This window comes from Cyclobacterium xiamenense, from assembly GCF_009467825.1.
Classification (GTDB): domain Bacteria; phylum Bacteroidota; class Bacteroidia; order Cytophagales; family Cyclobacteriaceae; genus Cyclobacterium; species Cyclobacterium xiamenense.
Genome location: NZ_WIOK01000003.1, coordinates 134,353 through 147,140 on the forward strand (window position 1 = coordinate 134,353; position 12,788 = coordinate 147,140).

At 49.6% G+C, this 12,788-nt stretch carries 12 protein-coding genes; 2 read left to right on the plus strand and 10 right to left on the minus strand.

Annotation, left to right across the window (positions count from 1 at the left end; translation table 11 throughout):
- Nucleotides 1-18: 18 nt before the first annotated feature.
- On the plus strand, nt 19-1,650 hold the full coding sequence (gene pruA, locus GCU44_RS03265) for an L-glutamate gamma-semialdehyde dehydrogenase (RefSeq protein WP_154853759.1): 1,632 nt from the start codon (nt 19-21) through the stop codon (nt 1,648-1,650).
- Nucleotides 1,651-1,727: 77 nt separating this feature from the next.
- Here the strand turns inward: pruA and GCU44_RS03270 are convergent, their stop codons facing one another.
- The 10 genes from GCU44_RS03270 to GCU44_RS03315 all read right to left on the minus strand — a co-directional run bounded on the left by GCU44_RS03270 (nt 1,728) and on the right by GCU44_RS03315 (nt 11,294).
- On the minus strand, nt 1,728-2,930 hold the full coding sequence (locus tag GCU44_RS03270; RefSeq protein ID WP_154853762.1) for a sensor histidine kinase: 1,203 nt from the start codon (nt 2,928-2,930) through the stop codon (nt 1,728-1,730).
- A gap of 124 nt (nt 2,931-3,054) precedes the next feature.
- The gene (locus tag GCU44_RS03275; protein WP_154853765.1) at nt 3,055-4,368 is read right to left on the minus strand and encodes an ABC transporter permease; all 1,314 of its coding nucleotides are present in this window, start codon (nt 4,366-4,368) and stop codon (nt 3,055-3,057) included.
- Complete coding sequence (locus GCU44_RS03280; RefSeq protein ID WP_154853768.1) at nt 4,358-5,260, minus strand: ABC transporter ATP-binding protein; 903 nt, start codon at nt 5,258-5,260, stop codon at nt 4,358-4,360. Before GCU44_RS03280 ends, GCU44_RS03275 begins: the two co-directional genes overlap by 11 nt.
- 55 nt (nt 5,261-5,315) lie before the next feature.
- The gene (locus GCU44_RS03285; protein WP_154853771.1) at nt 5,316-6,203 is read right to left on the minus strand and encodes a hypothetical protein; all 888 of its coding nucleotides are present in this window, start codon (nt 6,201-6,203) and stop codon (nt 5,316-5,318) included.
- Between the two features lie 74 nt (nt 6,204-6,277).
- Nucleotides 6,278-7,387, minus strand: coding sequence for a molecular chaperone DnaJ (gene dnaJ, locus GCU44_RS03290; protein ID WP_154853774.1), 1,110 nt, complete (start codon nt 7,385-7,387; stop codon nt 6,278-6,280).
- 6 nt (nt 7,388-7,393) lie between these two features.
- Nucleotides 7,394-7,984, minus strand: coding sequence for a nucleotide exchange factor GrpE (locus tag GCU44_RS03295; RefSeq protein ID WP_154853777.1), 591 nt, complete (start codon nt 7,982-7,984; stop codon nt 7,394-7,396).
- 79 nt (nt 7,985-8,063) lie between these two features.
- Complete coding sequence (gene obgE / locus GCU44_RS03300; RefSeq protein WP_154853780.1) at nt 8,064-9,053, minus strand: GTPase ObgE; 990 nt, start codon at nt 9,051-9,053, stop codon at nt 8,064-8,066.
- A 121-nt stretch (nt 9,054-9,174) separates the two neighbouring features.
- Nucleotides 9,175-9,747, minus strand: coding sequence for an adenylate kinase (locus GCU44_RS03305; protein ID WP_092173615.1), 573 nt, complete (start codon nt 9,745-9,747; stop codon nt 9,175-9,177).
- A gap of 3 nt (nt 9,748-9,750) precedes the next feature.
- Nucleotides 9,751-10,308, minus strand: a complete 558-nt coding sequence (gene hpt, locus GCU44_RS03310) for a hypoxanthine phosphoribosyltransferase (RefSeq protein WP_154853783.1) — start codon at nt 10,306-10,308, stop codon at nt 9,751-9,753.
- A gap of 74 nt (nt 10,309-10,382) precedes the next feature.
- Nucleotides 10,383-11,294, minus strand: a complete 912-nt coding sequence (locus GCU44_RS03315) for an aminopeptidase (RefSeq protein ID WP_317175327.1) — start codon at nt 11,292-11,294, stop codon at nt 10,383-10,385.
- 180 nt (nt 11,295-11,474) lie between these two features.
- Here GCU44_RS03315 and GCU44_RS03320 point away from each other — a divergent pair, with 180 nt between their 5' ends.
- Nucleotides 11,475-12,749, plus strand: a complete 1,275-nt coding sequence (locus tag GCU44_RS03320) for an OmpA family protein (RefSeq protein ID WP_154853790.1) — start codon at nt 11,475-11,477, stop codon at nt 12,747-12,749.
- Nucleotides 12,750-12,788 lie beyond the last annotated feature (39 nt).

The following is a 12,788-nucleotide window of genomic DNA, read 5'->3' on the forward strand; positions in this document are numbered from 1 at the left end:
CCAAAACACCGACACTTTATGCTTAAAGGCTTTTTTACCGTACCCGAACCAAGCAATGAACCCGTAAAAGACTATGCACCCGGCTCACCGGAAAGGGCCGCTCTTCAGGAGGCCATCGCCGCTGCACGTTCGCAGGTGAAAGACATTCCCATGTACATCGGCGGGGAGGAAATCCGAACGGAAAAGACCCAATCCCTGCACCCTCCTCACGATCACAAGCACTTATTGGGGCATTTTCACGAAGGAGACAAGGGCCACGTCACCCAGGCGATAAACGCTGCATTGGGAGCCAAACATGCCTGGGAAAACATGCAATGGGAGCAACGGGCAGCTATTTTTCTGAAGGCGGCCGACTTGCTCGCGGGGCCCTACCGACACCGGATCAATGCCGCCACCATGCTGGGACAATCCAAAAATGCCTTCCAGGCGGAGATCGATGCGGCTTGCGAGTTGATCGATTTTCTGCGGTTCAACGTGAAATTTATGTCCGAAATCTATGCACAACAGCCGCCTATCAGTGGGAATGGCGTCTGGAACCGCACCGAACACCGGCCGCTGGAAGGATTCGTTTTTGCCATTACTCCGTTTAATTTCACGGCAATTGCCGGCAACCTGCCGACGGCACCAGCCATGATGGGAAATACAGTCATCTGGAAACCGGCCCATACCCAGATCTATGCAGCCCAAGTGTTGATGCAGGTATTCCAAGAGGCAGGGGTACCGGATGGTGTCATCAACCTCATCTACGTGGATGGACCGGATGCCGGAGAAGTGATTTTCTCGCATCCCGATTTTGCAGGGCTGCATTTTACCGGATCCACGGGGGTGTTTCAGCATCTATGGAAAACCATCGGGGCGAACATTGCGCTGTACAAAACGTATCCGCGCATCGTGGGCGAAACGGGCGGCAAGGACTTTGTGATCGCCCACAAATCGGCCGATCCGAAGGCAGTGGCCACGGCCCTCAGCCGGGGGGCCTTTGAATACCAGGGGCAAAAATGCAGCGCGGCTTCCCGGGCCTATATTCCTACCAATCTATGGGAACAGGTAAAGGACTTTTTGCTGGCAGACCTGGCTTCCATGAAGATGGGAGGGCCGGAGGATTTTGGCAATTTCATCAATGCCGTTATCGATGAAAAAGCCTTTGATAAGATCAGCGGATACATCGAGGCAGCAAAAAAAGCGGATCAGGTGGAAGTAATTGCCGGAGGTACCTGCGACAAATCCAAGGGATATTTTATCGAGCCTACGGTACTACTGGTGCAGGATCCCCTGTACACTACCATGGTTGAGGAAATCTTCGGTCCCGTGCTGAGTATTTACGTCTACCAGGAAAACCATTACGAAGAAGCCCTGGAACTGGTCAATCAGACCTCCCCCTATGCGCTTACCGGCGCGGTCTTTTCCAGGGACCGATACGCCATCGAACTGGCCACTTCCAACTTGCGGCATGCAGCCGGTAATTTCTACATCAACGACAAGCCTACCGGAGCGGTGGTGGGGCAACAGCCCTTTGGAGGCGCACGGGCTTCCGGTACCAACGATAAGGCAGGCTCCATGATTAACCTGCTGCGTTGGGTTTCTCCCCGCACCATTAAGGAAACCTTTGTCAGCGCCACGGATTACCGCTACCCCTTTTTAGGAGAATAGCAACCGGACACAAAAAGCGCATGGTTTCCCGAGGAGCCATGCGCTTTTTATTTGTAGACGGACGGTCCCCTTACGGCTCACTCCTCGGCTTCCCGCACACCCAGCAATACGATCCGAAAAGTTGTCCCCTTTCCCAGTTCGGAGGCATTGACGAAAATACGACCATTGTGGTAGCCTTCAATGATCCGCTTTGCCAGGGTAAGTCCCAGGCCCCAGCCGCGTTGCCGGGTGGTAAAGCCGGGGTTAAATACCTTTCCAAACATTTTCTTCTCAATGCCTTTTCCGGTATCGCTGATATCGACAAACACGTATTTTTCGCTCTCCTTCACGATGTTGATGTGAATCGCACCTTGCCCTTTCATGGCATCTACTGCATTTTTGCAAATATTTTCAATGACCCATTCAAACAGGGAGCGGTTCATCTGCGCATAGATGTCTTCCGCATGGGAATTGAGATCCATGCTTACCTTACTAGAAATCCGCGGCCGCAGGTAACTGATGGCGTCTCCGATGACCTGATACACATTTTCGGGTTTGATTACCGGCGTGCTGCCAATATTACTGAAGCGCTCGGTCACCATGCTTAGCTTGTGGATATCCTTCTCCAGCTCCTGAATCACCTCCTGATTTTCCTCAAATACGGGAGAATTACGCAGGTAATCTACCCAGGCCATGAGGGAGGCAAGGGGGGTTCCCAACTGATGGGCGGTCTCCTTGGTAAGGCCTGCCCAGAGGCGGTTTTGTTCGGCCACCTTGCTTTGGTTAAAGAAAGCGTAAGCAAGAATGCCAAAAACCAAAATCACCGAAAGCTGCACGTAGGGGTAGTACTGAAGACGGGTGAGCAGGTCGGAGTTTCTGTAGAAAATAAAGGCATCGTCCGAGAGACGTATGGGCTCGTAAAGCTCCTTCATCGAAGCCAGTTCTTCGAGTAGTTGTTGCTTCTTTTCCTCCTCGGTACTGTTTTTTCGGAAGTGAACGTTTTTGTACTCAATCGGCTCCCCCGCTGCATTCACGGTGATGACGGGTATGGACCTGTTTTCCTGGATGATTACCTGAAAGACGAAAGTCAGGTTATCGGAGTTGACAGAGGCATATTCCAGTGCCTCGGCGTACAGGTCTACCTGCCGCCTCTCCCGTATCTTCAGCTCCTCCACCAGGGTATTGGTGTAGTAGATAGACCCCAGGCCAATAATGATGGAAAAGGCAAATACCGCCCATTTTACCTTCCCCCTGTTTTTGTAGAGATCCAGTGATGTCAGGTCTTGAAATTTTCTCTTCATTGGCAAAAGATGTTTCCGAACTTAAAGAAGTTCCTATTCAGAAACAATAGTTACGCGTCATTATTGCTTCGGAGTGGAAAAAAATCCACCGGTAGCAGGACCCCCACTTGGCCGTGAAAAATTCTTAGTTATTGTCGGTGAGCCATTTCCAGAGCACCTTGTAGCCCACCTTGGTACCGTGCACCAGAATACCGATCCGGTAAATCTTCCCGGCCATCCAGGTAGTGACCAAAAAACCGGCCACCAATAAGGCGATGGAAAGGGCCAATTGGTGCCAGGGCACCCCAAAACTCACCCGACCCATCATGGCTACCGGAGAGGTAAAGGGTATGATGGAAAGCCAATACGACACGCGGCTGTTGGGATCGTCCAACACAAAAATAAACAAGCCCATGTAGGCGATCAAGAGCGGGATGGTTACCGGAAACATGAACTGTTGCGCATCCGAGGGACTGTCTACCGCCGCGCCTATGGCCGCAAAAAACGCCCCGTAAAGCAGGTAGCCGCCGACGAAGTAGATCAGGAATGCGAGCGTTAACTGCAGAAAGTCAATTCCCTGAAGCAATTGCAGCATTTCGCCGACATCCTGCTGCCCAGTATCCGGAAATACTCCCGGCTGCCCCGACATCTCCATGAGTTGTTGCTGCGGCATTTTCATCCCGAAGTAGCCCATGACCAGGGACGAAACGGCGCCGATAAGCACGATCCATATCAAAAACTGCGTCAATCCCACCGCTCCGATTCCCAGAATCTTGCCCATCATCAGCTGAAAGGGTTTCAGCGAGGATACCAGAATCTCAATGATCCGGCTGGATTTTTCTTCGATGACCCCTTGCATGATTTGGTTCCCATAGACAAAAATGAACGTATAGATCAGTATGCCAGCAATGAAGCCCACCGCATAGTTGACCACGGCGTGGGAAACGCGGTCCCCTCCCGGTTCCCCCACGATCACCGACTGCACGGAAACATCGGTTTTCAAGGCGGAAAGCACGGCCGGATCAATTCCAGAGTTAAACAGGCGAAGCTCTTCAATTTTTTGCTCCAGGGCGGCCTCCAGGCTCGCGATGGTCGTAAGCGAAGGGGTTTCTTCGCAGTAAAAAACGATGCCCTTCGGATTTTCCAGGTCCAGTCTGGGGATGTACAGCAAACCAAACCGCTGTCCTTCTTCGACCAGAACTTTGGCTGCTTCCCGGTCGAGTCCCTCGTAGGAAAACGCATACATTTCGTTGCTTTCGAGAAAATAGGCATTGTTTTCGTCCACCACCTCGATAAAGCGCCGGCTCTCGGTGGGCAGGTCGGTCAGTGCAATCCAGAGAAACAATCCCAGGATGGTGGGAAAAATCAAGGGCGTGATGAGCGTGGCGAGTAAAAACGACCGTTTCTTTACCCGGGCCAGGTACTCTCGTTTGATGACTAGCAGAATTTTACCCGGCATGACTCTCGTTGATTTTTTGAATGAATATTTCCTCAATGCTGGGGATGATCTCTTCGAATCCCAGGATTTCGCCCTGCTCCATCAGCTCCCGCAGCAGCGAATTGGGCTGCCGTCCCTGAAGCTCCACGGTAAATTCCACCCATCCTTCCCTACGGACGACGTCTTCCCAGGGAAGGGACATAGTGGGCGTCTCCGGAATTAGTTTTACGAGGAACCGGTTGGTCTTTGCTTCGTCCTTTATCGTTTTTACCGGACCGTCGAGAACTTTACGGGCCCGGTTGATTAGAGCTATTTGGTCGCAGAGCAATTCTACCGACTCCATGCGGTGGGTGGACAGGATAATGGTGGTACCCAGACGCTTTAATTCCAGAATTTCGTTTTTGATTATTTCTGCATTGACCGGATCAAAGCCCGAGAAGGGCTCGTCGAGAATTAACAGGTCCGGCTGGTGGATCACGGTGGCGATGAACTGCACTTTCTGCGCCATGCCTTTGGACAGGTCTTGTATTTTATTTTCTTTCCAGCGGGTCAGATCCAATTTATCCAGCCAACGGTTTATCCGCAGCAGGGCTTCCTGCTTTTTGAGTCCTTTGATTTGGGCAAAATACAGGAGCTGTTCGGTTACTTTCATCGCTTTGTACAGCCCTCTTTCCTCGGGCAGGTAGCCGATGTCCCGCACGTGCCGCATGCGCAGCGGTTCGCCTTTAATCCGAATGTCCCCGGAATCCTGTTCGATAATCTGGTTAACGATGCGGATGAAGGTGGTCTTTCCGGCTCCGTTGGGCCCCAAAAGCCCAAAAATGAGCCCTTGCTCAACGGAGAGGTCAAAGTCTTTCAGGGCTTGATGTGCCCCATAGGATTTATTTAACGAACGGACGTGTAACAGTTCCAACAGAAGTAAAATTTAATCGTCTCTTTCCAACCCAAAAACAAACAACGGGAAGTTCTTATTCCAAAGATACAGATCCCACGGAAACATCAATCAAAAAGGTCATGAGGTTTTTGGCGTCTGCCTGGTAGCCCTTGCTGACATAGGTGTTTTCTGCGATTTCCCGGAGGTGTCGCGGCACCTTGGTCCGGCACATGGCGGTTGCTTTGATCTTCACCAGGTAGGGGAGTTTTTCTTCGGGCAGCTTGATGGATACGGAACCAGCGCCGACCATGGCGTTGACCGTGGTCCGTTGGGCCATGGTATCCCCAAAGGAGAGGTTCACCGAGCCGTAGTTCACATCCACCAGCAACAAGCGGGCATTGGACAGCTGCAGGTCATCTGCGTAGAAAGAACCCATATTGATGGCCACGGCAAGGGTATCCATGGCAACGGAATTGGGTACCGGGTTGGAATAATTCAAAAAAACGTCGGCAGAGGCGGTCTTGATGATGCAATTGGAAATGGGTAGGTTGGCAAAATCCAGCCGGGCTTTGCCGATGCCAAAGTTCAGGTGTAGGTCGTAAAGAAAACCGGCATCCAGTCCTACCTGCCAATTATGGTCAAAATCAGCGTCTCCACTTGAAAAAAGCCGGTAAGAAAGGTTTTTGCTGAGGCTTTCGGATTCCACATTTTTATGGTCCAATTGGGCATGCAGTACCCCGTCGGAAAAATGGTGAATGAAGGTAGGCAGGATGTTGACGGTACCCAGACTGGCATCTGCATGGAAGGGCAAGCCCTTGTAGGCACGCTGAATGGTAGACACGCCTTTGTAGCTGGAAAAGTGCAGATTAACCAAGTTAATCCCTTCCCGATCGGACACCTCAAAATGCCTTAAAATTTGCCCATTGGAGGAAAAACTCAGACAGGTAAACAGACTAGCTACTACAATCAATTCCTTAAACATACGGAATTAATACGGGTTGGCTTTCAAAAGGTTTCTTTGAAAAAAGTGAATGGCCGTATTCTGGCCATTCACTTTCAAAAGAATTCCTTTACTTTATCAAAGATACTTTTTTCAGACTTTCCCGGATTGGGTTTGAAGTTTTCCGAATCCCGGAGCGACTCCAGTTTTTCCCGCTCCTCTTTGGTCACCTCCTTCGGCGTCCACACGTTTACGTGGATGAGCTGGTCTCCTTTTCCGTAGCCGTTTAATTCCTTGATGCCTTTCCCCTTCAGACGTAAAATTTTTCCCGCCTGGGTACCTGGCTCTATTTTTATTTTCACTTTGCCATCGATGGTAGGCACTTCCAACGAAGCTCCGAGGGCCACGTCCACAAAGCTCAGGTAGAGGTCATAGACCACGTTATTACCATCCCGTACGAGCACCTCATCGGCAATTTCCTCTATCAGAATCAGTAAATCCCCTGGAACGCCTCCGGGAATTTCGTTTCCTTTGCTACTCAAGCTGAGTTGCATGCCTTCCGACACACCGGCCGGAATATTGATGGGAATGATCTCTTCCTTCACCACCAGCCCTCGGGCATCGGCATTGGCGGGCTTTTTATCCACTACCTGACCGCTTCCTTCACAGGCAGGGCAGGTACTGGCGGAGACCATCTGTCCCAGCATGGTATTCACCACTTTTTTGATCTGTCCCGCTCCCTGGCAGGTGGAGCAGGTCTTAAAGGTAACCCCATCGGCAATCATGTGCCGCTTTACTTTAATCTTTTTCTCCACGCCATTTGCCAGCTCCTGGAGGGTAAGCTTGAGCTTGACGCGCAGGTTGGTGCCTTTCTTCGTTCGGCGTGAACTTCTGCCTCCTCCGCCAAAGAAGGAATCAAAACCTCCCCCGCCAAAGATATCACCAAATTGAGAGAAGATGTCGTCCATATTCATTCCTCCTCCACCGAAGCCGCCGTTTCCACCGACTCCCTGGTGTCCAAATTGGTCGTAACGCTGGCGTTTCTCCGGATTACTCAGCACCTCGTAGGCCTCTGCGGCTTCCTTAAACTTATCCTCAGCACTGGGGTCCCCCGGGTTTTTGTCCGGGTGGTACTTGATCGCCAGTTTTCTGTACGCCTTTTTTATCTCTTCGGCGCTGGCACCCTTTGCGATACCAAGCACTTCGTAATAATCTCTTTTTGCCATATATCTTTAGTTTCCAATGACCACTTTTGCAAACCGAACGACCTTGCCGGCCATGGTGTATCCTTTTTCGACCACATCGACGATTTTGCCTTTTAACTCCTCGGAAGGAGCAGGTATTTGGGTAATTGCCTCGTGATATTCCGCGTCAAAGTCCTTCCCAACCAGATCCTCCATCGGCTGCAAGCCCTTGGCGGTAAGTACCCGCAGTAATTTATTGTAGATTAACTTGCTTCCGGCCTGTTTTTGTTCCTCCTCCGGATCGGAGGCATTTTCGGCCTTAAAGGAACGTTCAAAATCATCCAGAATGGGTAGCACCTCCTGCATCAAGTCTTTGGAAGCCGTATTTACCAACTCCAAACGTTCCTTTGCAGTCCTTCTTCGGAAGTTTTCGAATTCTGAATACAGCCTGACATACTTGTCCTTCAGCTCCTGATTTTCCCTTGCCAATTTGTCCGACTCCGCACCTTCCGCTTCATCGGTTTCATTTGAAACGTTCGAAGCGGACTCTTTGTTTTCATCTCCTTCGTTTACAGGGTTTTCGACGGTTTCTGTCTGTTCAAGGCCTTGATCCTTATCTTCTTTTGCTCTATCTGTCATTTTTATATCTGTTTTTCAAAAATCCAATATACGGAAACAATTAACTTGCCATCTTTCCCGAATGTGCCATTCTGACACGCTAGTGCAAGGACTTCCAAATCAAGTCCTTTAGTTCGGAGAGATGGTATCCAGTCACCGCAGATATAAATACATGCGGTACCTCTATCGGTAGTTCGGCTTCCAGGGCGTTCATGAGTTCGGCATCCAATAGATCCGCCTTGGAGATCGCCAGGATGCGCTTCTTGTCGAGTAGCTCCGGATTGTATTGGTTCAGTTCCGAAACCAAGATCCGGTACTGTTCTCCCAGGTGAGCCGCATCCGCCGGAATAACAAAAAGCAGGATGGAGTTCCGCTCAATGTGTCGCAGAAAACGCAAGCCCAGCCCCTTTCCTTCGGCAGCACCCTCGATTATCCCCGGAATGTCCGCCATCACAAAGGACCTGCCTTCCCGGTAATCGACCACACCCAGGTTCGGAACCAGGGTGGTAAACGCATAGTCTGCTATTTCGGGTTTGGCAGCCGATAGACAGGAAAGGAGTGTAGATTTTCCCGCATTCGGAAAACCGACCAGGCCCACATCCGCTAGTAGCTTCAATTCAAGGACCATCCATTCTTCCACGCCCTCTCCTCCCGGTTGGGCATAGTGGGGCGCCTGATTGGTGGCTGTTTTAAAATGATCGTTTCCCAAGCCCCCTCTGCCGCCCGGGGTGAGGATAAACTCCTGCCCGTCCTCGGTAATTTCGCACCGGACCTCGCCGGTTTCGGCTTCTTTGGCCACGGTACCGATGGGTACTTCCAGGACTACATCCTGCCCGTCAGATCCCTTTCGCCGGCCCCCTTCTCCATTGCTGCCCCGTTCGGCGATAACGTGTTTTTTGTACTTGAGGTGCAGCAAGGTCCATAGTTGGGCATTGCCTCTTAGGATCACGTGTCCACCACGGCCGCCATCGCCTCCATCGGGACCGCCCTTGGGCACGTGTTTTTCCCGGCGAAAATGGACCGAACCGTTGCCCCCGGCTCCCGAACGGGAGCAAAATTTCACGTAATCAATAAAATTGGAACTTGCCACGCTTGTATGAATCCTAGTTGGTTGCTCATTAGTTTTTCCGGCAGGATGTCCTTCAACCTGCCGAAAAAGAAAATGGCCAAGCCCAGATGCTTAGCCAATCACTGAAACGCAAAGGTACGGATTAATACGCATCTATAACAGCGCATATCTTCTGGAAAATCTCATCAATGGCTCCTACGCCATGAATTTTTGCCAGTTTGCCTTGTTCCTCGTAGTAGTTCGCCACTGGGAGGGTTTCTTCGTTGTAGACCTTGATGCGGTTATTTATTTTGTCTTCATCCTGATCGTCTGCCCTTCCCGAGGTTTTTCCTCGTTCCTTGATACGCTTTTTCAATTCCTCCTCGGGCACCTCCAGGGAGATCATGCCCGAAATACGCGTTCCTTTTTTCGTCAGCAACTCATCCAGCGCTTTAGCCTGCGCCACCGTGCGGGGAAAGCCGTCGAAAATGAACCCGGTCAGATCGGCGGTGGCATTGATCTTCTCATCCACCATACCAATGACGACCTCGTCAGGAACCAGGTTGCCCTCATCCATGTATTTTTGGGCCAGTTTTCCCAGTTCCGTACCTTCCCCCAGGTGTTTCCGGAAAAGATCTCCGGTGGAAATGTGGTCGATTTTATATTTTTCGATCAATTTTTCACTTTGGGTACCCTTTCCCGCACCGGGAGGGCCAAACAAAACAATATTCAACATAGGTTAATTTTTTTTATGATTAAATGATTGGATTTCTGTCTTCTGATAGAGCGCCCGGAGATTCCTACCCTGCCCCGAATAGTCCAGTCCATAGCCGACCACAAACAAATCCGGGATCTCGAAACCAAGGTACCGAATCCGTAGGTTTTCCTGAAGGGCCGTCGGCTTCAGCAACAAACTGGCAATTTCCACACTACGCGGATTTTCTCGCCCTAACAAGTCCAACAAGTAGGCCATGCTTTTTCCCGTATCTACAATATCTTCGATAACGATCACGTCTTTTCCGCTTAGGTCGCACTCCAATCCTAGCAAACTTCGGACCTTCCCGGTGCTTTGTGTCCCGGAATAGGAAGCGATTTTAACAAACGTGATGCCGATCGGCAGATCAATTGCCTTGCAAATATCCGACATAAACATGAAACTACCGTTCAATACGGCGACTAATACGGGAGATTTCCCGCGGTAGTCTTCGTTTATTTCGGCCCCCAATTCGTTTACCCGGCTTAAAAGTTGCGCTTCCGTAATAAATGGTGCAAAAAAGAGGTCTTTGATCTTGATCATCTTCGTTCCAGTTCCTGGGTTGGGCAGCCCTTCTACCAAAATGTATCACCGAATAAAAGACTTTTTCGAATCCATTACAAATTTTGCATCAAATATTGATACAATTTAATCATGCAATCCAAATCAAAAAAAGAGGCTTTTTCCGAAGGCGTATGGGGATTTTCTTCCCCGATTCCGATAAAACACCAATCGATCGGATAGGGACTCATTTGGATTTCCCGCCCATCGCTCCCGCCGGCTGCTTCCACCTCCAGCTGATAGGGAACTTCGCTCTCCTCCGCCAGGCGAATGATTTTGTTCAGAAAGGTTTTCCGGGGAATAAAACTGTCCCGAAGGGATACCACTGCTCCCTGATGCAGGTGTACGCCGTCCGTAACCCAGGTAACATCCGCTATCAGTGCCTGTTTGATTGCCCAATTTTCGTAGATAAACCGGATTAGAAAGGGCATGGAACCACCTCCATGTTCTTCGTAGGTAGTAAATGCAACGATACCGTTCTCGAGGGTTTCACAGAGTTTGAGCAGCGCATACAGGCCTAACCGATTGTCCAGGTAGGCCGCCTCAATGGTTCCCGCTGCCATCCGAATGTCTTGCTCAAAAGACAAAAGCGTCCCGCGCTGAATAGCGCGCGGAAAGTCGTGGTATACATTCCCTTGCTGCTCCTGAATCCGGCAACGAATGGCACCTACGGCATCTTCTCCCTGAAGCCAGGTACCAGGAATCACTTCCGGTCCACCTACCGGCACCAGTTGGTTTTCGTACCTGCTCGTAAAGCCTACCGTATCCATGTGTGCAAATGCAGCCGTTTGGGGATTTCCAAAAACCAACAAAATATTTTCATGAAATTCATCTCCAAAAAAAATTTTTGGTGAAACATTCCATGAGCTTCTTCGTTTCACAATGTGGTTGATTAAACAATCGGATATTCTGGATTCGTCGCCCGATACGCTATTTATTAGTAGAATTTCTTTCAATAAATCGTCCATTGGCATAGTTTATGTTAAATTATTTTATAAATTTCGGGTTCAGAATCCTTTTTATGGAAACAATTGAGATAGATGTTTAAAGTTCCCGTAAATTAATATACATTTGTAACACAAACCGAGTAAAAACTAGTAGCAATCAAAATCAATTAAAACACTGAATGTTGTAAAAAATTTTTTATCATGAAAAAAATAATACTATCAACACTAATGGTTGGTGCTTTAGCGATAGGTGCTAATGCTCAAGACGACTTCAACAAATGGTCCATAGAAGTTAATGGAGGGTTCAATAAACCAATGGCGCCAATCACGCCGGGATATTTTTCTCCGACATTAAACCTGGGCCATGTAGATCTGGGAGCCAGATACATGTTTAACGAGAAATTTGGAACCAAACTTGATTTTGGTTTTGGTAGCTTCAACAATGCAAGCGATACACCGGATTTCTCTTCAAACTACTACCGGGTAAACCTTCAGGGTGTAGCCAATCTTGGACGTATCATGAATTGGGAAACCTTTTCTCAGACGTTCAATCTATTGGGACACTTCGGAGGTGGAATCGGAAGGTTGACACCCCAGGAGAATCAGTGGGCTGATTTTCAGGACAACCAATACAATATTATCACGGGAATGACACTACAGGTCAGACTTAGTGACCGTATCGCCTTAAATGGAGATATCACCAATATTGTAGCCGGTCGTCAGGACGTAGCCTTCGATGGCGCTTCGTCCATCAACCCCGCTACTGATAACGGATACTATGGCGCGAACGCTGTGTGGTGGACCGGAACAGTTGGATTGACTTTCTATCTGGGCAGCAATGCGACACACGCAGACTGGTACCTGAGAGAAAGCAAGTATGCTACCAAAGAAGAATTGGCAACGCAAATCGGTGAAATCAAGGACATGCTGAAAGACTCCGATGGAGACGGTGTTCCGGATTACCTGGACAAAGAGCCAAACACTCCTGCCGGCGCCCGTGTAGATTCCCACGGTGTAACCATGGATTCAGACGGTGACGGTATTCCTGACCACGTGGATAAGTGTCCCTTCGTTCCCGGCCCTGCTTCCCTTGACGGATGTGCGCCTGACGATACCGAAGAGATCGATTACCTGGCGAAGGCTATCAACGACGGGTACGTGAACGTGTACTTTGCTTTTGACAGCGCAAAGCCACTTGGTTACTCTGCATCTGCAGCTCACTACGTTTCTAACTTCATGAAGCGCAATCCAGGTGTTCAGGTAGAGCTGAAAGGCTATGCTGACGAATTAGGTCCTGAGGACTACAACATCAAGCTTTCTGAGAGACGAGCTAAGTCTGTGTACGATCTCTTGATCGCCTCCGGAGTTTCCGAATCCAGACTTTCGTACAAAGGGTACGGTGAAGATACCAGCGTTGATAAGTCATCTGCTGATGCACGTCAAATGGCCAGAAGGGTGAGCTTCGAGATTAAATAAAACGAGAAAAACATTGAAATAGTAAAACCCGGTCTGTTT

Excerpts from the sequence above, each read along its gene's own strand:
- pruA (WP_154853759.1), top strand. The coding sequence starts at position 19 with ATGCTTAAAGGCTTTTTTACCGTACCCGAACCAAGCAATGAACCCGTA.
- GCU44_RS03270 (WP_154853762.1), bottom strand. The coding sequence starts at position 2,930 with ATGAAGAGAAAATTTCAAGACCTGACATCACTGGATCTCTACAAAAAC.
- GCU44_RS03275 (WP_154853765.1), bottom strand. The coding sequence starts at position 4,368 with ATGCCGGGTAAAATTCTGCTAGTCATCAAACGAGAGTACCTGGCCCGG.
- GCU44_RS03285 (WP_154853771.1), bottom strand. The coding sequence starts at position 6,203 with ATGTTTAAGGAATTGATTGTAGTAGCTAGTCTGTTTACCTGTCTGAGT.
- dnaJ (WP_154853774.1), bottom strand. The coding sequence starts at position 7,387 with ATGGCAAAAAGAGATTATTACGAAGTGCTTGGTATCGCAAAGGGTGCC.
- GCU44_RS03295 (WP_154853777.1), bottom strand. The coding sequence starts at position 7,984 with ATGACAGATAGAGCAAAAGAAGATAAGGATCAAGGCCTTGAACAGACA.
- GCU44_RS03305 (WP_092173615.1), bottom strand. The coding sequence starts at position 9,747 with ATGTTGAATATTGTTTTGTTTGGCCCTCCCGGTGCGGGAAAGGGTACC.
- hpt (WP_154853783.1), bottom strand. The coding sequence starts at position 10,308 with ATGATCAAGATCAAAGACCTCTTTTTTGCACCATTTATTACGGAAGCG.
- GCU44_RS03315 (WP_317175327.1), bottom strand. The coding sequence starts at position 11,294 with ATGGACGATTTATTGAAAGAAATTCTACTAATAAATAGCGTATCGGGC.
- GCU44_RS03320 (WP_154853790.1), top strand. The coding sequence starts at position 11,475 with ATGAAAAAAATAATACTATCAACACTAATGGTTGGTGCTTTAGCGATA.